The 19,838-nt window shown below is 59.2% G+C and carries 15 protein-coding genes and 2 pseudogenes; all 17 read right to left on the bottom strand.

What is annotated here, in order from left to right; translation table 11 throughout:
* Positions 1–622 (bottom strand): hydantoinase/oxoprolinase N-terminal domain-containing protein (locus tag HA41_RS17570; RefSeq protein ID WP_279627071.1); only part of this gene is annotated, 622 nt, incomplete at its 3' end.
* A gap of 18 nt (positions 623–640) precedes the next feature.
* Entirely contained in the window at positions 641–1,087 is a 447-nt protein-coding gene (locus tag HA41_RS17565) for a GNAT family N-acetyltransferase (protein WP_094121844.1), read from the bottom strand.
* Positions 1,088–1,435: 348 nt separating this feature from the next.
* Positions 1,436–1,948, bottom strand: coding sequence for an Lrp/AsnC family transcriptional regulator (locus tag HA41_RS17560; protein ID WP_094121843.1), 513 nt, complete (start codon positions 1,946–1,948; stop codon positions 1,436–1,438).
* 141 nt (positions 1,949–2,089) lie between these two features.
* On the bottom strand, positions 2,090–3,406 hold the full coding sequence (gabT, locus tag HA41_RS17555) for a 4-aminobutyrate--2-oxoglutarate transaminase (protein WP_094121842.1): 1,317 nt from the start codon (positions 3,404–3,406) through the stop codon (positions 2,090–2,092).
* A gap of 113 nt (positions 3,407–3,519) precedes the next feature.
* Positions 3,520–4,653, bottom strand: coding sequence for a M20 aminoacylase family protein (locus HA41_RS17550; protein WP_094121841.1), 1,134 nt, complete (start codon positions 4,651–4,653; stop codon positions 3,520–3,522).
* Between the two features lies 1 nt (position 4,654).
* The gene (locus HA41_RS17545) at positions 4,655–5,581 is read right to left on the bottom strand and encodes a 2-hydroxyacid dehydrogenase (protein WP_094121840.1); all 927 of its coding nucleotides are present in this window, start codon (positions 5,579–5,581) and stop codon (positions 4,655–4,657) included.
* Positions 5,581–6,423, bottom strand: a complete 843-nt coding sequence (locus HA41_RS17540; RefSeq protein WP_094121839.1) for a GNAT family N-acetyltransferase — start codon at positions 6,421–6,423, stop codon at positions 5,581–5,583. The genes HA41_RS17545 and HA41_RS17540 overlap by 1 nt, the downstream gene beginning before the upstream one ends.
* Positions 6,424–6,432: 9 nt before the next feature.
* Positions 6,433–7,763, bottom strand: a pseudogene (locus tag HA41_RS17535) (NAD(P)/FAD-dependent oxidoreductase).
* A 151-nt stretch (positions 7,764–7,914) separates the two neighbouring features.
* Positions 7,915–9,579, bottom strand: coding sequence for an ABC transporter ATP-binding protein (locus tag HA41_RS17530; RefSeq protein WP_094121838.1), 1,665 nt, complete (start codon positions 9,577–9,579; stop codon positions 7,915–7,917).
* Positions 9,576–10,426 (bottom strand): annotated as a pseudogene (locus tag HA41_RS17525) (ABC transporter permease). The gene HA41_RS17530 and the pseudogene HA41_RS17525 overlap by 4 nt, the downstream one beginning before the upstream one ends.
* Positions 10,423–11,379: an ABC transporter permease gene (locus HA41_RS17520; RefSeq protein ID WP_094121837.1), complete on the bottom strand. Its 957-nt coding sequence runs from the start codon at positions 11,377–11,379 to the stop codon at positions 10,423–10,425. The pseudogene HA41_RS17525 and the gene HA41_RS17520 overlap by 4 nt, the downstream one beginning before the upstream one ends.
* Before the next feature lie 27 nt (positions 11,380–11,406).
* The gene (locus HA41_RS17515) at positions 11,407–13,014 is read right to left on the bottom strand and encodes an ABC transporter substrate-binding protein (protein WP_094121836.1); all 1,608 of its coding nucleotides are present in this window, start codon (positions 13,012–13,014) and stop codon (positions 11,407–11,409) included.
* A gap of 79 nt (positions 13,015–13,093) precedes the next feature.
* The gene (locus HA41_RS17510; RefSeq protein WP_094121835.1) at positions 13,094–14,371 is read right to left on the bottom strand and encodes an NAD(P)/FAD-dependent oxidoreductase; all 1,278 of its coding nucleotides are present in this window, start codon (positions 14,369–14,371) and stop codon (positions 13,094–13,096) included.
* A gap of 10 nt (positions 14,372–14,381) precedes the next feature.
* Positions 14,382–15,050 (bottom strand): haloacid dehalogenase type II, encoded by a 669-nt coding sequence (locus tag HA41_RS17505; protein WP_094121834.1) that lies wholly within the window; start codon positions 15,048–15,050, stop codon positions 14,382–14,384.
* A gap of 28 nt (positions 15,051–15,078) precedes the next feature.
* Positions 15,079–16,548: an aldehyde dehydrogenase family protein gene (locus HA41_RS17500; protein ID WP_094121833.1), complete on the bottom strand. Its 1,470-nt coding sequence runs from the start codon at positions 16,546–16,548 to the stop codon at positions 15,079–15,081.
* A gap of 451 nt (positions 16,549–16,999) precedes the next feature.
* On the bottom strand, positions 17,000–18,457 hold the full coding sequence (locus tag HA41_RS17495) for an NAD-dependent succinate-semialdehyde dehydrogenase (RefSeq protein WP_094121832.1): 1,458 nt from the start codon (positions 18,455–18,457) through the stop codon (positions 17,000–17,002).
* 158 nt (positions 18,458–18,615) lie between these two features.
* Positions 18,616–19,575 carry an HTH-type transcriptional regulator Cbl gene (gene cbl, locus HA41_RS17490; RefSeq protein WP_094121831.1) on the bottom strand — a complete coding sequence of 320 codons (960 nt, stop codon included), beginning with the start codon at positions 19,573–19,575 and terminating at the stop codon, positions 18,616–18,618.
* Positions 19,576–19,838 lie beyond the last annotated feature (263 nt).

Here is a 19,838-nt window from a genome sequence, read left to right as displayed (position 1 = left end):
TGGCGGTGATGGTGCGTTCATATTCGCGGATAATTGGCCAGATATCAGCCGAACAGGAGGTCAGCAGCTCCGGTGCCACTTCGTCGATAATCGCTTTCACTGTGGCTTCATTGTGCCGGTTGCGGTAACTGTGCAGCAGCGAAACCACAATGCCCTGACAGCCCGCGGCACGCGCCTGCTCTATCGCATCCAGCACGCTCTGGCGATCGACCTCTTGCAGCACATTGCCGTGACAGTCGCTGCGTTCGCGGATGGCAAACACCCGATCGCGGCTAATCAGCGGCGCGGGACGCCGCGAAAAGAGATCATGGATATGCGGAATTTTCAGCCGCGCCAGCTCCAGCACATCGCAGAAGCCTTCAGTGGCAAACAGCGCCAGCCGCACGCCGCGCCGCTGGATCACCGCGTTGATCCCGACCGTGGTGCCGTGGGTAAAATAGCCAATCTCTGCCGGTTCAATGCCATCGCGCTGCTGAAACTGCGCCAGCCCGGTGACGATTTCGCTGCCCGGCTGATCCGGCCGCGACAGGACTTTAAGGGTATGAATCTGATTGGTTTGCTGATCGAGCACGGCGAAATCGGTAAAAGATCCGCCAATATCCACGCCAACACGGTATCGCATCTCAGGTTAACTCCAGAGTCAGGAGGGAGGAAATTCCATCAGCGTCTGTGGATCCTGCACCACACGCCAGCCGAGTCGCTGGTAGACCTGATGGGCATCACGGGTTGACAGCATCCAGCGGTGCACCGTTTGCAGCTCGGGATGTTCACGGACGCAGGTGGCCAGCCAGCTACCCAGCCCGTGCCCGCGCCAGTTCTCATCGATCATCACATCGCACAGCCAGCCAAAACGGGTGTAGTCAGTGATCAGCCGGGCAAAACCGATCTGCGCCTGCTGGTGATAGAGGCTAAACGGCAATGAACTGGCAATCGCCCGCTCGGTTTTAGCCCGCGGCTGGCCCTGCGCCCAGTAAGATTTTTCAGCCAGCTGGCGGTGGACCCAGCCGAGGTCCAGTCGCTGACGTGCAGTGGAGACGGTAAACGCATCACGCTGCCATTGCTGGTCAGCAATCATGAATGAATTCATGGCAACTCCTTGTATCGGTTGAAATCAGTGTAAAAGGGTTTGCGGAACGGTTAAGACTGTAGCGCGTATCAGAAGGGGTTTTAGCGGCTGAATTTCAGCGAGGAAAGAAATTTTATGCTGCGGGCAGTTTTGTTGCGTGTCAGGCAAGGCCAGCAGTATGACCGCTGAGCGTCACCGCAGTAAAAACAGGTTGAGTTGGCAGGGGGACAGACGGCGGTGAATCAGGTGTGGCTGCAGGCAGTACGGGCTAAAGCAGATGAGTAACGGCGAACAACGGCAGCGGGGAAGCGCTTCCCCTCTTCCCCCCATGCTGAGGGAAGGCGGGGATAAGCCACCAGAAATCACCCGCTACACCCCAAACTCCACCGAATTCTGTTTACTGATCAGCGAGCGCAACGGCACGCTGCTTTTCATGATGGGTGATTTAATGACGATATAACTGAAGTACTTATCGATGCCGATCTGTGCGTCGAGCATCTTCTCAATCACTTCCTGGTAGTGCTCAATACTGCGGGTTATAAAACGCAGCAAATAGTCGTAACCGCCGGTAATCAGATGACACTCCATCAATTCATCGACGTCGCGCATCGCACTTTCAAATTTCATAAAATCTTCGCGGCGATGGCCGGAGAGGGTCACTTCGGTAAACACCGTCACTGAATCCGTAATGCGCGTGAGGTTGATGTGCGCTTCGTAACCGGTGATAAAGCCCGCCTGTTCCAGACGCTTGACCCGTTGCAGACAGGGGCTGGGGGAAAGGCCTACTGCATCGGCGAGGTTAACGTTGCTGATACGGCCATCTTTCTGGAGTTGCACCAGGATGTTGATGTCGATGCGGTCGAGTTTCATTAAGCCGTTCATAGCACCCCTCATTGTTAATCAAATGTGCAGAACCTCCCGAAGATATAACACGCTTTACGGTAAACGCGCCAGCGCTAAGCAGTGGTTATACCAGCGGGAGGTTTTCAAATTACTCCAACAATATCAATGAGGAAGCGGACTTTACCCTAACCGTCCTGTGGCACGGGCCAGCGCAATATCGAAGATATGCAGCGCTTCTTCCAGTTGCGAGTCAGTGGTGACCAGCGGTGCCAGGAATCGGATGGTGTTTCGATGCAGCCCGCATTTGATCAGCAACAGACCTTCCTGACAGGCGCTGTCGAGAATCTTCTGGGTCAGTGCCGCATCGGGCCGTCCGGTTTCGAAATCCAGAATCTCCACCGCCTGCATAAAGCCGATGCCGCGCACGTCGCCAATGCAGGCATATTTATCCGCCAGCTGCCGCAGACGTGCATTGAGCTGTTCGCCAAGCTGGCAGGAGCGCTGTAACAGATTGTCCTGTTCGAACAGATCCAGTACCGCCAGCGCCGCAGCACAGCCCAGCGCATTGCCGCCATAGGTGCCGCCGAGTCCGCCAGGCGTTGGCGCATCCATGATCTCTGCCCGCCCGACGACGCCGGAAATCGGCAGGCCGCCGCCAAGGCTTTTCGCCAGGGTGACCAGATCGGGTTTGATGTCGAGATGCTGGAAGGCGAACATTTTGCCGGTGCGGCCAAAGCCGGTCTGTACTTCATCACAAATCAGCAGGATGCCGTGCTGCGCAGTGATGCGGCGCAGCGCCTGCATAAACGCCGGTCCGGCAGGCAGGAAGCCGCCATCACCCTGCACCGGCTCGATGATGATCGCCGCAACACGCTCCGGCAGGATCTGCACCGCGAACAACTGATCCAGTGCCTTCAGGCAGTCCGCTTCGGTGATGCCATGCAGCGGATTGGGAAACGGGAGGCGATAGATATCGCCGGGGAACGGACCAAAATTCTGTTTGTAGGGCGCAGACATGCCGGTCAGGGTCACGCCCAGCAGCGTACGCCCATGAAAAGCGCCATCAAAGGCGATGATGCCGGGGCGCTGGGTGTGCGAACGGGCAATCTTCACCGCATTTTCTACTGCTTCGGCACCGCTGGTGAAAAAGACGCTTTTATAGGCCTCATCCCCGCCCACCAGCTTGTTCAACCGCTGGGCCAGCGTGATGTAGCCCGGATAGGCGACCACCTGAAAACAGGCATGGGATACCATACCCAACTGACGGGTGACGGCGTTGACCACCGCCGGATGGTTATGACCGACATTCAGCACGCCGATACCGCCCACGAAGTCGAGATAGCGATTGCCTTCCACGTCCCACACTTCGCTGCCTTTAGCGCGCTCGATCACCAACGGATGTGCGGTGACCACGCCACGCGGCACGTTCTGCTCGCGTGCATCCAGTAACAGGCTGTTATCGGAGTATGCTTGCTGCTCTGCCATGACATTCTGCATTTTAAACCCTCATCCACGTAACGTTCGGTTGGCTCAAGTATCGCAACCCGTTGGTTTCTTACGCTGCCGTAATTCCGCAGGCAGCGGCATTTCCTGTTAAAATCGTGCTGCTTTCAGCAGGGAAATTTCTCTGCCAGTGCCTGTCGAATCAGTGCGACAAACACCTGAATGCCGTGCGGGATCAGCGCGTCGTTAAAGTCATAGGCAGCATGATGCAGCGGCTTGCTGGGTGCCGATCCCAGCCACAGATAAGCGCCGGGACGCGCCTGCAACATAAAGGCGAAATCTTCTGAGGTGAGTGCGGGCTGCGGCGCGAGGTCCGCCGGAATGCCCGCCTGACTGAGCGCCTGCAAACAAAACTGCGCTTCAGCGGCACTGTTAATAGTCGCCGGGTAGTAACGGTGATAGCTGACCTCCGCGCGCAGGCCGTGCGCGGCAGTAATATGTTCTGCCATCTGGCGCAGCCGTGCTTCCAGCGTCGCCTGTGCCGCCGGATTAAAGGTGCGAACCGTGCCGGTCAGGCTGGCTTCGGCCGGGATCATGTTGTGTGAGAAGCCGCCCTGCATGCGGGTAACGGTTAACAGCCCGGTTTCGCAGGGGTCGAGCGCCCGTGCCACCAGCGTATTGAGCTGCACCACCAGTTCACTGGTTGCCAGCAGGGTATCGCGTGTCAGGTGTGGCTGCGCCGCGTGGCCGCCCTCGCCGATCACCCGGATGTCAAAGCGATCGGCCGCCGCCATAATCGGGCCAGGCCGGGTCTGTACCCTGCCCAGCGGCAGTTCCGGCCAGTTGTGGATCGCGTAAACCGCGTCACAGGGGAAACGACTGAACAACCCGTCGTCGATCATCGCCTTCGCCCCGGCCAGTCCCTCTTCAGCGGGCTGAAAAATAAAGCAGACGCTGCCATCAAACGGGATGTCGCGTGCCAGTTGTTCCGCCGCACCCAGCAGCATCACGGTGTGACCATCGTGACCGCAGGCGTGACTGACCTGCTCCACCTGGCTTTTCCACACCGCGTCACCCTGATCCTGCATCGGCAGCGCATCCATATCGGCACGCAGCCCGATCATGCGTGCGCTGCTGCCCTTTCTCAGCACCCCGACAACGCCGGTTTTACCGATGTCGCGATGAACCTCAATGCCGAGTTGTTGCAAAAAGGCGGCCACGATATCGCTGGTGCGCTGTTCATTAAAACCGGTTTCCGGGTGGGCGTGCAGATCGCGACGCAGCGCGACTAAATGATCCATTTTAATATCCTCGCGTACGGTCAATCAGCCCGTGCAGCGGCTCCCCATGCTGATAGCGGCGCAGGTTATCCAGCAGGGCAGCAATCGCGCTGTCGTTTTGGGTCTGGCTGGCGATGTGTGGCGTCAGCCAGATCGCAGGATGTTGCCAGAAGGGATGATCCGCCGGTAAGGGTTCCGGATCGGTGACGTCAATCACCGCCGCGCGCAGCTGACCGCTCTTCAGCGCCAGCAGCAGATGGTCGTGATTCAGCTGCGGACCGCGACCCGCCTGCACCAGCGCGGCACCATAGGGCAGCTGATTGAACAGAGCGCTATTGAGCAAGCCGTGGGTAGTGGTAGTCAGCGGCAGCAGGCAGACCAGAATGTCGCTGTGCGCCAGAAAATCGGCCAGCTGGTCGTCGCCGTGCCAGCAGCGCACGCCAGTGAACTGACGTGGCGTCCGGCTCCAGCCCGCGCAGTCAAAGCCCAGCGCCACCAACTGTCGCAACACCGCCTGACCCAGTTCACCCATTCCCATTACCCCGACCCGACGCTGCGCAGCGGGCAGCGCACTGTGCGCCAGCCATTGTTGCTGGCGTTGCTGCTGGAAATAGCGCGGCATATCACGATGCAGGCCGAGCACCGCAAAGGTGACATATTCGACCATGCCCTGGGTAAGCCCCGGCTCAATCATCCTCACCACCGGCAAATCGGGTGGCAGAGCATTGAGGTCAAACTGATCGGCACCGGCACCAACGGAGAACAGCAGCTTCAGATGAGGAAAACAGGCGGTGATATCGGCGGGCGGCTGCCAGGCGATCAGCGCCTCAACCTGATCCGGATCACCGGTTTCCGGCCAGATATGCAGCTGAATATCGGGCGCCTGCTGCGCCAGCCAGCGTTGCCACAGCCGGCCGCGTTCCGGCTCAGATTTATAGACTATCTGCATCAGGCCATCGCCTGCGTCATCAGGCCAAACGCCTGCATCCCCTGCGGCGTCCAGGGCGTTCCGCGCACCATGGTGGTCGGCGCGTCAACCTGTTCCAGCCCCAGCGTGCTGAGCCAGGCAGCCAGCGGCAGAGTGGCCTCGGTATCAATACGCAGAAACTCGCCGCGCAGCGCCTGCATCAGCGCGGCGACCAGCGCCTGCGCCACCGGGAAATCATCGGCGATGACCGGGCCAATCGCCCAGCCGTGACCAAAGCGGCGCAGGCTGGCGAAACCGTGGATTTGCTGGTCTGCATCCTGCAACAGCAGGGTCTGCGTGTCGCTGAGCAGATGATCAAACAGCGCCGGACGGTGCATCCCGTGCGCCTGGTAATCCAGCGCCACCAGCCGTGATTTGTCGGCCTCGGTGGCGCGACGCAGTTCCAGTCCGGCAGGCACTGTGATTGGCGGTACCCTCTCCAGTGAGCGGGTCTGATGCTGGCGAATCTCACCGCAGCTGACAAACCCGAGCTTTTCATACAGCCCCTTGCCCATTTCCGTTGCATGCAGACGCACGTTGTAGCCGGGAAGTTTTTCCAGTTGCGCCAGCATCAGCTGTTTACCGAGACCCCGTCCCTGCTGCTGATTATCGACGATCACCAGGCCGACGGTCGCCATCTGTTCGCCCCAGCGCCACAGCAACGCGCTGGCGATCAGTTTGCCCTGCTCCTCAATCACCGTACCCTCACCTAATTGCAACGCCAGCTGCCAGTCTTCGCGGCGATGCGGCCATTTCAGCGCCTGGGTCATCGCGTAGCAGGTATCGAGATCGTCTGGCGTCATTGCACGTAGCGTTATGCTCATGGAGTCTCCTTACATCATGCCGGGGGTTTCTAATCCGCTGCCGTCGACCAGACGGCTGTAGCGGTAAGGTCGGGGATCAACGATCGGGGTCGCGTCGGTGGCGAGGTCGGCAGCCAGCCGTCCGGCACCCGGTCCGATGCCGAAGCCGTGCGCGCTGTAGCCGGCGGATAACACCAGGCCGGGCAGTTTCGCCACCGTCGAGATCACCGGAATCGCGTCCGGGGTGCTGTCGATCATGCCGCCCCAGGACTGGGCCAGCTTCAGATTCGCCAGCGCCGGGTATTCACGGCGCATTGCGGCCAGCCCCTCTTCAACAATGTGTGCATCGGCCGCCGGATCGAGAATCCGCATCCGCTCAAAGGGCGACATGCGATCAAATTCCCAGCGTCCCATCGCTTCCGGGCCGTTGAAGAACGGCGTGATACCGAGGTTCAGGGTGAGATTTTTACGCCGGCTTTTAAAGGTCGGATAGAACTGGCGGGCATAGCGCAGCCCCTGCGCGCCTGGCTCCAGCCGCCCGCGTCCGGAGACCGATACGGTGTAGCTGCCATCCAGCTGTGGCCGACAGGCGAAGCCCGGCGTATAGAGCGGCATGGCAATCGCCTGTTCAATCGGCTGGGTGCGAAAGGCGGTGCCGATCACGTTGCCAAGCGGCAGATCGATACCGTGACGGCGACAGAACATGGAAGTCCAGGCACCCGCGGCACAGATGACCCGGCTGGTTTTGATCAGGCCGCGCTCGGTCCAGACGCCGCTGACCCGGCCTGCGGCAATATCCAGCCCGCGTACCGCACACTGCTGAAATACCAGCGCGCCGTGCTTCTGCGCGCCAATCACCAGGCCAGGTGCGGCAAGGCGCGGTTCGGCATGGCCATCGGTGGGGATGAGACACCACCACGCCAGGCGGTAGTGCTGCCTGGCGTCATCGCTTTCGCCTGTTCGGCGGTGAGAATATCGCTGCGGACGCCGTAGCTTTTCGCCATCTGGCCCCACTTCTCCCACGCGGCGATATCCGCTTCAATCTGAGTAGCGTAGACCAGCCCACTGCGGCGAAAACCGAGCTCTTCACCGGTTTCGGCATTGAGTTCGCCCCAGCGTTGCAGGGCATAGATGATCAGCGGCAATTCGCGCTCATCACGGTTTTGCTGACGGCACCAGCCCCAGTTGCGGCTCGATTGCTCTGCCCCCACCAGCCCTTTTTCGATTAACACCACCCTGAGCCCCTGTTTTGCCAGCTCCCAGGTGGCGGCAGCCCCGGCGATACCGGCGCCAATCACCACCACATCGGCGGTCTCCGGAAAGTTTGCACTGTCCTGTACATAACGAATCGGTGCAGGCATAACATTGCTACCTCTGTTATTGGTTATCAGGCAGAACGCGGCCCGGTAGAGCGGCCACTTCCTGCTTCGCGCCTCTGCCACGGCGGGCAGAGACGTTGTCACATTTTCTCAGGGACCTCTTTGCTGCTGTGGGCCGTATCGCGCCACAGCCTTACTCCGCTTTCAGCACCTCTTCATGCTCATCCAGCCAGCCCTGCCGCAGTTCCGGCACGGCCCGCTTCAGCCGCTCGAAATAGAGTTCTGTGGTTGGCTTATCGTAATCGTTGCGCGCCAGCTGGGTGACGATACGTCCGCTCTTCATCACCACGATTTCATCGCATACCGCGCGTACCGCATGCATATCATGGCTGATAAAGATCACTGACAGGCCGAGTTCGCGGCGCAGTTCACTGATTAAGTCCAGTACCGCGGCGGCCACCACGGTATCCAGTGCCGAGGTCACTTCATCGCACAGGATCAGATCCGGTTCGGCTGCCAGCGCCCGCGCCAGATTCACCCGCTGTTTCTGTCCGCCGGACAGTGCCCACGGGCGACGCCATAACACGCTGCGCGGCAATTTGACCAGATCCAGCAGTTGCCAGAGCCGCTGTTGCCGGGCCGCCCCGCTCAGTCCATGAAACAGCGTCAGCGGACGCGACAGGATCTGCTCCACGCTGTGCGCCGGATTCAGGGCGGTATCCGCCATCTGGAACACATACTGAATGCGACGCAACTCGTTGTCAGGGCGTTTGTGCATATCGCCAGCAATGTAGTGGCCGTTGAACAGAATATGGCCATGACTCGGCGCATTCAGCCCGGCGATGGCGTGTGCCAGCGTGGTTTTACCGGAACCCGACTCGCCAATGATGCCGATGGCCTGCCCCTTCCACAGTTTCAGGTTGATCTCTTCAAGGATGCGCACTTTCGGGTGGCCGTCGCTGCCGCGCGGACCGTAGCCTGCATTCAGATCGCGTACCTCCAGCAGAGGCTGGACATCGGCCGCGACCGGACACCAGTTGCTGGGGCGCTCTTTCTGCCGTGCCGCCTCCATCAGCAGGCGCGTGTATTCCGCCTGCGGTGCGCCAATCAGATGCGCGGTGGTGCCATACTCCGCCATCTTTCCGCGCAGCAGTACCAGAATCCGATCTGCCATCTGCGCCACCACGGCCAGATCGTGGCTGACGTAAATAGCCGTCACCCCACGCTGGGCCACCACGCGACGGAACGCTTTGAGCACCTCCACCTGGGTGGTGACGTCCAGCGCGGTGGTCGGTTCGTCGAGGATCACCACGTCCGGATCGCCAATCAGCGCCATCGCCGTCATCAGCCGTTGCAGCTGCCCGCCGGAAACCTGATGCGGAAAGCGGTCGCCAATGGTATCCGGGTCGGGCAGCGCCAGTTCACGAAACAGGCCAATCGCCTTAGCTCTGGCCGCTTTGCGGGTCATGGTGCCGTGGATCACCACCGGCTCGATCACCTGATCAAGAATCTTCATGCCGGGATTGAAGGAGGCGGCGGCGCTCTGGGCAATATACGAGACTTTATTACCGCGAAAGGCGCGCAGCTGGCCCGGTGACAGGCTGTTGACGTCGGTGCCCGCCACGTGAATATTGCCTTCGGCGATACGGCAGCCGCTGCGGGCATAGCCCATCATCGCCATGGCGATGGTGGTTTTCCCCGAGCCGGATTCGCCAATCAGCGCCAGCACTTCGCCCTTCTGGACGGTAAAGTGAATGTCGGAGACCAGATCGATCTCTTCGCCGCGATCGGTCTGCGCGGTAACCCGCAGCTTATCGACCGAAATCACCGGCATTGCAGTATGTGGCGTCACGTTCATGCTCCCTCCTTCGCCAGCGTCATCGGACGCATCGCCTGCAGGCTGTCGATAAACAGGTTGGCCCCGATAGTCAGGCTGGCAATCGCCAGCGCCGGCATCAACACTGCGGGCGAGCCGTCAAACAGTCCCTGGATATTTTCACGCACCAGCGTGCCCCAGTCGGCATACGGCGCTGAACGCCCAGTCCGAGGAAACTCAGGCCGCTTAACAGCAGCACGATGTAGACAAAACGCAGGCCAAAATCGGTCAGCATCGGGTGCACCATATTGGGCAGAATGTCGTGAATCGCGATGTACCAGCGGCTTTCACCGCGTAACCGTGAGGCGCGAACATAATCCATGCTACGTAGCGTGCTGGCCATAGCGAAAGCGATACGGAATGCGCCCGGCCAGTAGGTGAAGACCGCTGTCAGGATCAGCATCGGCAGCGACGAGCCGAATACCGCCACAATCATCAGCGACAGCACTTTGCCCGGCAGCACCAGCAGCGCATCATTGACGCGGCCAAGCAACTCTTCCAGCCAGCGACCGGCCACCGCCGCCAGCAGCGCCAGCAGGGTGCCAATCAGGCTGGCCAGCAGCGCGGCACTGAGCGCCAGCCCGATCGAGAACTTCGCACCGTAGAGAATACGGCTCAGCATGTCACGCCCAAGATAGTCGGTACCCAGCAGGTTATCGGGCGTCAGCCCACCCATCAGCGGGCCACCGCCGATATCATCAATACTGTGCGGTGCCAGCTGGGTGCCGAATGCCGCCATCAGCAGCCAGAACAGCGACATCAGTAGCCCCAGCCGACCTGACCAGGAGAGCGACTGGAAAAAACGGACGGGAAGCAGGAGTCTGTTCATGCGCTTCTCCATTTAGGGTTAAAGGCAATGGTCAGGACATCAGCCGCCAGCAGCAGCACCAGGTAACAGGCAGCAAATAACATCACGCAGAGCTGCACCACCGGCAGGTCGCGGTTACTGACCGCGTCGACCAGCTGACTGGCGAGGCCGGGATAGCTGAAGATGGTTTCGATAATGATCACGCCGCCGAACAGATAGGAGAGACTGAGTGAAATAGCATTGGCAATCGGCCCGACCGCATTCGGCAGCGCGTGACGCAACACCGCCCGCAGGGGTGAGACCCCTTTCAGCAGCGCCATCTCCAGATAAGGGCTATCGAGCTGGTTGATGATCGCCGCCCGCGTCATGCGCGCCATCTGCGCCACCAGCACGCAGCACAGAGTCAGCACCGGCAGTGCATAGGCTTTGAGGTAACTCAGCAGATCGCTGTCCGGGCTGCCGAACGACATCGCCGACACCCAGTGCAGCTTGACGGCAAAGATCAGTACCGCCACCGTCGCCACCAGAAACTCTGGCACAGCCACCGTCGCCATAGTGCCGATCACCAGCGCCCGGTCAAGGCGGGTGCCGCGATTCATTGCCGCAACGATGCCGATGATCAGGGCCAGCGGCACGCAGATCAGGGTGGTGATCGCCGCCAGCTCAAAGGTAGCCGGAATGCGTTGCGCCACCAGCTGCGAGACCGGCAGATGGCTGGCAAACGAGGTACCAAAGTCCCCCTGTACCATGCCCGCCAGCCAGCTGAAGTAGCGCATCAGCAGCGGCTGATCCAGGCCCAGCTGCTGACGTAACGCTGCCACCGTCTCCGGCGTGGCGTTCTGCCCCAGAATCATCTGCGCCGCATCGCCTGGCAGCAGGCTGGTGATAAAAAACACCACCGCCGAGACGATAAGTAAAGTCAGGATGCCGGCACCCACCCGCCGGGCAATCAGGAACATCATGTATCGGTTCATCGGCGTACTCCTTCTTCAGGTGAACAATCAGGCCGCGAGCCAGGCAAACTCATGGAAGCGATAGCCCATCATCATGCCCGACGGCCAGGCCTCTACGCCCTTCACCTTTTTGCTGTAACCATCAGTCGAGCTGATAAAGGTCGGGATGATGGTGCCGCAATGGTCATAAATCAGCGTCTGCATGTCGCCATACATCTGTTTGCGTTTTGCCTGATCGCGCTCGCCACGGGCGGCAATCACCAACTGGTCAAACTGATCGTTTTTCCAGCCCGATTCATTATTCGGTGCGCTGGAGAGATAAAACTGTGAGAACAGCATGTCGAGCGTCGGTCGCGGATTTATCGAGCCGTATCCCACCGGATCTTTGGTCCAGTGCGAAGACCAGTAACCGTCATACGGCACGCGTCGCACTTTGAAGTTGATGCCAGCCCCCCGCGCCATCTGCTGAATCAGCTGGCCGCCTTCATTCGCCCCTTCGATATTGGGGGTAGTAATGATCTCCACCGTAGAACCGGTCATGCCCGCTTTTTTGATGTGGAACTTCGCCTTTTCAACGTCGAGCGGGCGCGGTTTGAGGTCGGCGTTGTAGAGCGGATGCCACGGCGGAACCGGGGTATCGTTGCTGACGTCGCCGTAGCCCTGCAGCACGGTTTTGACCAGCATTTCACGCGGCTGCAGATATTTCATCGCCAGCACAAAATCTTCGTTGCTGCCTGGTTTGACGTCGGTGCGCACAATCAGGTTGGTGTACATGCCCGATTTGCTCTCCAGCACGCCGAAGTCGCTGGTGGCCTTGATCCGTTTGCAATCGGCCGCCGACAGGGTGGAGACGATGTGCAGATCGCCCGACATCAGCGCATTGACCCGCGCCGCCGCATCGGTCACGCCAATCAGCTCTATCTCATCCAGGTGCGGTAAACCGGGCTTGTAGTAGTTGGGGTTGCGGGTGCCGATCGAGCGCACGCCCGGCATAAAGGCTTTGCAGATGAATGGACCGGTACCGATGCCCTTGCTGAAATCTTTGGTGCCATCCTGCACCATCAGGAACGGCGGCGTCGCCAGCATGTAAGGCACATCGAAGTTGGCGCTATCCAGCTCCAGCAGCACCTCATGATCGCCGACCGCACTGATAGTTTTGAACTGATCGGCCAGCTTAAAGGCGTTGGAGGCAACCGCCGGATCTTTATGGCGGCTGAGCGAGTAGACCACATCTTTGGCGGTGAACGGTTTGCCGTCGTGGAAGGTGACACCCTGCCGCAGTTTGATATGCCAGCTGATCCCGTCGCTGGACTCCAGCGATTCGGCCAGCGCCGGTTGTGCCATCAGGCTTTTATCCAGCTCGGTCAGGCCACTGTAAAACATGTACTGACGGGTGTAATCGGCGCTGTTGTTGCTTTTCGCCGGATCGAGTGTATCAGTGGCGGAGGCGTTAGACATCGCTGCCCGCAGTTTGCCGCCTTTGACGGGCTTGTCATCGGCCAGCGCCGCACCGGAAAAGCCGATCAGACCGCTGCTCATTACCGCACCAGCCGAGAGCATTTTCATCAGGCTACGGCGTGACAGCGATCCTTCGGTGATCATTCGCGTCAGTGCCGGATCAACCGCGTCAGGCTCTTTATTATCAAATTTGCTCATCTGTACACCCTCAATAAACCATCAAGCGAACGTGAAGTAACTCTTCCGGCGGCCGGAGGTGGCCTGAGCCGGCGGGAACTTATGACAGGCGATCCTTTGCTTTGTAATAGAGCCCGGCAAGGGGCAAAAACCATGGCTTGCCGTGATAACCGGGCAGCGCAGGCCATGTCGCGCGCTGCCAGGGGTTTTCCGTCTGTTTTTCGGCCAGCAGATCGGCCATCACCCGCCCCATCCATACCGACATCTGGGTACCGTGGCCGCTGTAGCCCAGCGAATAGAACACCCCATCCTGCTCACCGGCATGGGGTAACCGGTCAGCCGTCATATCGACCATACCGCCCCAGCAGTAGGCCAGCGGGGTATTGCTGAGCTGAGGAAACATCTGCACCATCGCCTGGCGCAGGATCTCGCCGCTGCGCGAATCGGAGGTTGGATTGCTGACGGCAAAGCGGGCACGGCCCCCGAATACCAGCCGGCGATCGGCGGTGCTGCGGAAGTAGTTACCGATATTCAGTGAGGTGACGTAGGTGCGATTGTGCGGTAACACCTGACGCAGCAACCCTTCCTCCAGCGCCTCGGTGACCACGATAAAGCTGCCGACCGGCACGATGCGGCGCTGAAACCAGGGAAAGGGGCCGACGTTGGAGCAGCCAGTTGCCATCAGCACTTTGTCAGCCAGAATCTCGCCCTGCCCGGTATGTACCCGATGCTGATAGCCATTAAGGCGTTCCAGCCGGGTCACCGCATGATGCGGGTAGATTTTCGCCCCGCTGCGGGCCGCCGCCTCGGCGAGTCCAACGCCAAACTTGCCCATGTGCATCTGGCCGCCGCGCTTTTGCAGCAGGCCGCCGTGAAAATTATCACTACCGATCTCCTGGCGAACGGCCGCTTTGTCGAGCAGTTCAATCTCCGGATCTACCGTGCGGCGCATCAGCTCAGCGGCTTCGCGCAGCCCGGCGAGATGAGTCGCTTTGCTGGCGAGCTTGAGCTTGCCGCACAGGCGGAAATCGCAGTCAATCTGTTCGTCCTGCACCAGCTGTTCGACGTAGCTGACCGCGTCATCAAAAGCCTGATAGAAGCGACTGGCCTGCTCCAGCCCCTGACTCGCCACCAGCGAGGCGAAGTTCTGCGCCACCCCGGTATTGCAGTGACCACCGTTACGCGACGAAGCCTGACTCATCACCTCGCCGCTCTCCAGCAGCACTACGCTAAGGCCGCTGCGCGCCAGACTGAGCGCCGCCGAGACGCCGGTGAAGCCGCCGCCAATCACCACCACATCAGCCTGTGAGGGCAGTGGGCCGGTCGCGGTGCCGCTAAAGGCCGGTGCGGTGGCTTGCCAGAACGATTCCAGTTTCATGGCGCTTTCCTCAGAGTCCAACGACGCCAGGCAGGCCGCCAATATCTTTAATTTCGGTGTACTGATAGTACGGATTGGCCGGTTCGTGACCGCGGTTGACCCACACTTTGTTTTTGATGCCGAGATCGTGTGCGGTCATCAGGTCGTAGCGGAAACTGGAGGAGACGTGGAGGATCTCATCCGGCCGGCAGTCGAGTTTCTCCAGCATGTACTCGAAGCCTTTCATCTGCGGCTTATACGCGCCCGCCTCTTCCGCAGTAATCGTCATATGGATTGGCGCACCGAGGCGCGGAATATGATGCGGGATCAGGTCCTTCATCGAATTAGTCAGCAGCACCAGCGGAAACTCCTCTGCCACTTTTGCCAGCCCGGCTGGCACATCTGGATGCGGCCCCCAGCTGGCGCAGTCGGTGTAGATAAAGTCGCTGTCGGCTTTGTCCCAGCTGACGCCCCACTTTTTACAGGTGCGCTGCAGCGCATTACTGACCACGTCGTAATAGGGTTTCCAGGCGCCCAGCACCTCGTCGAGCCGATAGCTGGAGAAGTCGGTGGTGAAAGCGTGCATCTGCGCCGGGTCGATGCGGTCGCTAAAGCGACGCTGCGCGGCACCGGCCATGTCGAACAGAATCAGCGTGCCGTAACAGTCGAACGTGATGTATTTCGGTTTAAACAGAGCCATGTAATAACCTCGTCATAGTCAGTTGCGCTTAGAAATCGATCAGTACGCTTTTCTGGCGCTGGCAGGCCTGAAACGCCTGACGCCCTAAATCTTTCCCGATGCCTGACCCGAGAAAGCCACCGGTCGGAATAATGAAATCGCCGGAGCGGCCATAGCGGTTGACCCAGACGGTACCGGCGTCCAGGGCACGTATTGCCCGCAGTGCCCGTGGCAGGCTGAGCGTATGCACCCCGGCACACAGGCCGTAAGTGTCGTGAGCCGCCAGCGCCAGGCCCTGCTCTTCATCGTCGAACGGCTGAATGGTCAGCACCGGACCAAAAATTTCCTGCTGCACCGCCGGATTATCCTGCGCGACGTGGCTCAGTAAGGTCGGCTGCCAGAACCAGCCGCCTTCGGTGTCGGCAAAGCGTTCGCCGCCCACCAGCACTTCAGCGCCCTGCGCTTTAGCGGCCTCAATCACCGAACAGACTTTGTTGCCCTGGCGGTCATCGATCAGCGGCGCGTAGCGGCTGTCTTCTTGCCAGGTGACGCCTGGTTTCACTTCGCGACACAGCTGTGCCAGTCGCTCAGTCAGTGCATCAGCAATGCCGCGCTGCACGATTAAACGGGTTCCCGCCACGCACGCCTGTCCGCCATTGGCGGTGAAACCGCGCAGGATACGCTGCGCCAGGATCTCAAGATCGCCGGCATCATCAAACACCAGTTGCGGACTTTTGCCGCCCAGTTCCAGCGTCACCGGCTTCATGCCGAACTGCGCCGCATCGCTCATGATGCGCGCGCCGGTCAGGGTCGAACCGGTAAAGGAGACTTTGCGTACCAGCGGATGTTTCACCAGCGCACTGCCGGTTACCGCCCCGCTGCCCTGCACGATATTGAGCACGCCGGCCGGTAAGCCCGCCTGAATCGCCAGCTCAGCCAGCCGTACGGTGGAAAAGGGGGTCAGCTCAGAGGGTTTAAGCACCACGGCATTGCCGGCTGCCAGCGCCGGCCCGCATTTCCATGACGCCATCGACAGCGGGAAATTCCACGGGGTGATGGCACCGATTACGCCGTAGGGTTCGGCAATCAGCATACCGAGGCTGCTGTCGCGGGTCGGGAACAGGTCGCCGCTGTATTTGTCGGCGCATTCGGCATAAAAACGAATCGCTTCGGCGGTGAACGGGATTTCGTGCAGCACCACATCATTGATCGGCCGGGTCGATCCGAGCGCTTCCAGCTGGGCCAGCAGCGGGTCCTGCTCAATCAGCTCAGCCCAGCGCCGTAATACGCGACCGCGTTCACGTGGCGCGCAGCCTGACCAGCCACTGGTTTTCAGCGCCTGATGCGCGACGGTGACCGCGTGATCAACATCCTGCGGCGTGGCGTCATGCAGCGTGGCGTAAACCTTGCTGTCGGAGGGACGCTTAACCGCAAAGGGCGCCCCCTGGCTCTGAAGATGCTGGCCGCCAATATAATGACCAACCGGAAGAGAAACTTTTTCAGGGTCGAAACTTAACATGGAAGAATCCTTATTTGTTACACCCGTCGCTCGCTGACTTATTAGCGTTTTAAACCGCGCTTAGTTATCGCGTTAATAAGCTAATGCAGAAAGTATGCCAGCCGGACAAAAAATAAAAATGCGTTTAAAACAGCGCAAAAAAATTTTCTGCCGTATTGATGAAGGAATTTTTGCGGAATTGCCGAACAATTAAACAGATGATTTACTTCACAAAATTTATGCACTCTGCGGGTGCAACGTGCACGGAAATTGCACCATAACGGATATCGATGAGTCAGCGTTGCACCCGACGACAGATTTTACCGCCAGATTATCGACCTGCTTCACATCCTTGATAAATTTCTCTGTTATTCAGGGTGCAGATAATTAACGCCGGCCGGTAACAATGATTCGCGCAAAAAAAGCGTCAGCCCAAAAAAACAGGCTGACGCGGTTACTCTTCTGAGGTTATTCAGAGACTGCCGATATGAAAAGTTTTTTGCTCAAGATACTCATCGATTCCATAACGTGAACCTTCGCGGCCAATACCGGATAATTTCACTCCGCCAAACGGTGCGACTTCTAATGAAATCGCCCCGGTATTGAAGCCGACCATGCCAAACTCAAGCGCTTCCGCCACCCGCCATGCCCGGCGGATATTTTCAGTGAAGAAATAGGCCCCCAGACCGTAAGGCGTGTCATTCGCCATAGCAATTGCCTGCTCTTCATCATCGAAAATGAACAGCGGTGCGACCGGGCCAAAAGTTTCTTCATGGGCGATACGCATGCTACTGGTGACGTTACCCAGCACCGTTGGCTCAACAAAGGTGCCGTTGCCACGGCTGATGCCGCCGGTCAGCAGCGTGGCCCCCTGGCTCAGCGCATCGTCAATATGACCGTTCACTTTCTCTACTGCCCGGTCGTTAATCAGTGGTCCAATGGTGGTGCCCGGTGTGAAGCCATCACCAACTTTCAGGGTCGCGACCGCCTCCAGCAGTCGGGTGCTGAACTGCGGATAGATATCGCGCTGCACCAGAATCCGGTTGGCGCAGACGCAGGTCTGGCCGGCATTGCGGAACTTGCTGATCATCACGCCCGCCACCGCTATCTCAATATCGGCATCGTTAAAGACGATTAACGGCGCGTTTCCGCCCAGTTCAAGGCTGAGACGTTTGATGCTGTCCGCGCTCTGCTGCATCAGCAACTGCCCGACCCGGGTGGATCCGGTGAAGGAGATTTTACGCACCGTGCGGCTGGCGGTCAGCGTCTCACCGATTTCCGTCGGCAGGCCGGTGAGCACCTGCAGCACGCCAGACGGGAAGCCAGCGCGCTCCGCCAGTACCGCCAGCGCCAGCGCCGAGAGCGGCGTCAGTTCAGAGGGTTTGACGATGATCGGGCAGCCCGCGGCCAGCGCAGGTGCTACTTTGCGGGTGATCATCGCAATCGGGAAGTTCCACGGTGTGATGGCTGCCGCCACGCCAACCGGCTGTTTCAGCACCAGAATACGGCGATCATCGCTGGGTGCCGGAATGGTATCGCCGTAGATACGGCGCGCCTCTTCCGCGAACCATTTAACGAAGCTGGCACCGTACAATACTTCACCTTTGGCTTCTGCCAGCGGTTTGCCCTGCTCGGCGGTCATGATCATCGCCAGATCGTCAGCATGATCAATGATCAGCTGGTGCCATTTTTCCAGCAGCGCCGCGCGCGTGGCATTGGGCGTTTTCCCCCAGGCAACGCGTACCGATTCTGCATGCGCTATTGCCTGCTCAGTCTCGGTTTTCCCCAGCGCCGGAATAGTAGCAATGGTTTCGCCGGTGGCAGGATCGGTCACCGGCAGCGTGGTGCCCTGCTGTGCGCCCTGCCAGCGTCCGGCGAACAGCGCCTGCTGGCGCAGCAGATCGCTATCTTTCAGTTGTAGTCGCGACATAACATCCCCTTGTGGTCAGTTGATTCCACTTTATCGCGCTGGGTCAGCGCAGGATGTTGTTGTCGGCGAGGAGAAAGAACCGGAAAGGAGTTTTTGGCCGTGAAAAGAAATTTTATGCCGTGCAGTGAGAAGCGCATCCAAACGGATGCGCGCCGGCGTTAAATCTGGAAGTCGATTACCGGTTCATCTTCATTACCGTAGGAGAGTGCCTGGCGCTTGATCTCTTCCAGCGACAGGTTTGCGTTGCACAATTCAAGGAATTGCCAGACATAGTTACGCTGCAACTGGCCACGCTTGAGACCCAGCCAGACGGTGCTGGCATCAAACAGGTGTGTCGCCTCGACGCGCACCAGGTCATCGTTCTCTTCGGTTTCGCACGCCTGATCGGCCAGTATACCGACTCCCAGACCGAGTCTGACGTAGGTTTTCACGACGTCGGAGTCCTGCGCGCTGAGAACAATATCCGGTTTCAGTCCGGCCGCCTCAAACGCGCGATCGACACGCGACCGTCCGGTAATGCCCTGCCGATAGGTGATCAGCGGATAGCGGCTGAGGGTGCTGAGCGATACCGGCTGATTTTGCATCAGCTCATGCTCTTTCGGCACCAGCAGAGCGTGATGCCAGCTGAACCAGGGGAAAGCCGCCAGGCTGCTGTTGTTGACCAGCATTTCACTGGCGATACCAATATCCGCCTCGCCCGCCAGCAGCATACTGACAATTTCCTGCGGCGATCCCTGATTCAGTTCCAGCCGGACATTGGGATAGAGCTGACGGAAGGCTTTAATGATCTTAGGCAGGCTGTAGCGCGCCTGGGTATGGGTGGTGGCAATCGTCAGGATACCGCTGGTTTCATTGGTAAACACATCGGCCAGCCGTCGCACTTTCCCGGCTTCATCGAGGATGCGCTCAGCGATGGTCAGCAAGGCTTTCCCCGGTTCGGTCATGCCTAACAGGCGTTTGCCGCGTCGGATAAAGATCTCCACACCCAGTTCATCCTCAAGGTCACGAATATGTCTGCTCACACCCGACTGGGACGTAAATAGGGTATTGGCGACTTCCGTTAAATTAAATTCACAGCGTGCCGCCTCGCGGATGATTTTAAGTTGCTGGAAATTCACGGTATTCACCTCCCTTTACGTAATCTGATGAATTGATGGTAAGAACTATTATTGATAACAGGAAATACTAAAAAATTCAGATTTATGACTTTAGGGAATAACGGGGTGGGAATGAGGGTTGGGGTTCGCTGCGCGAACGGGCCCGGAGAGGGTTTCGTTCCACAGCAGACAGGATGTTCGCTGCACGAACGGGCTATGAGCGGGTTTCGTTCGCCGGCTGGCGGCGGCAGTTTCAGGCCCGCCGCTGCCGGCGACCGACAAGG

Origin of the sequence: Pantoea conspicua, assembly GCF_002095315.1 — a bacterium.
Taxonomy (GTDB): Bacteria; Pseudomonadota; Gammaproteobacteria; order Enterobacterales; family Enterobacteriaceae; genus Pantoea; species Pantoea conspicua.
Note: the sequence above shows the minus strand (reverse complement) of the source record. Positions and strands in the feature narration are given on the sequence as shown.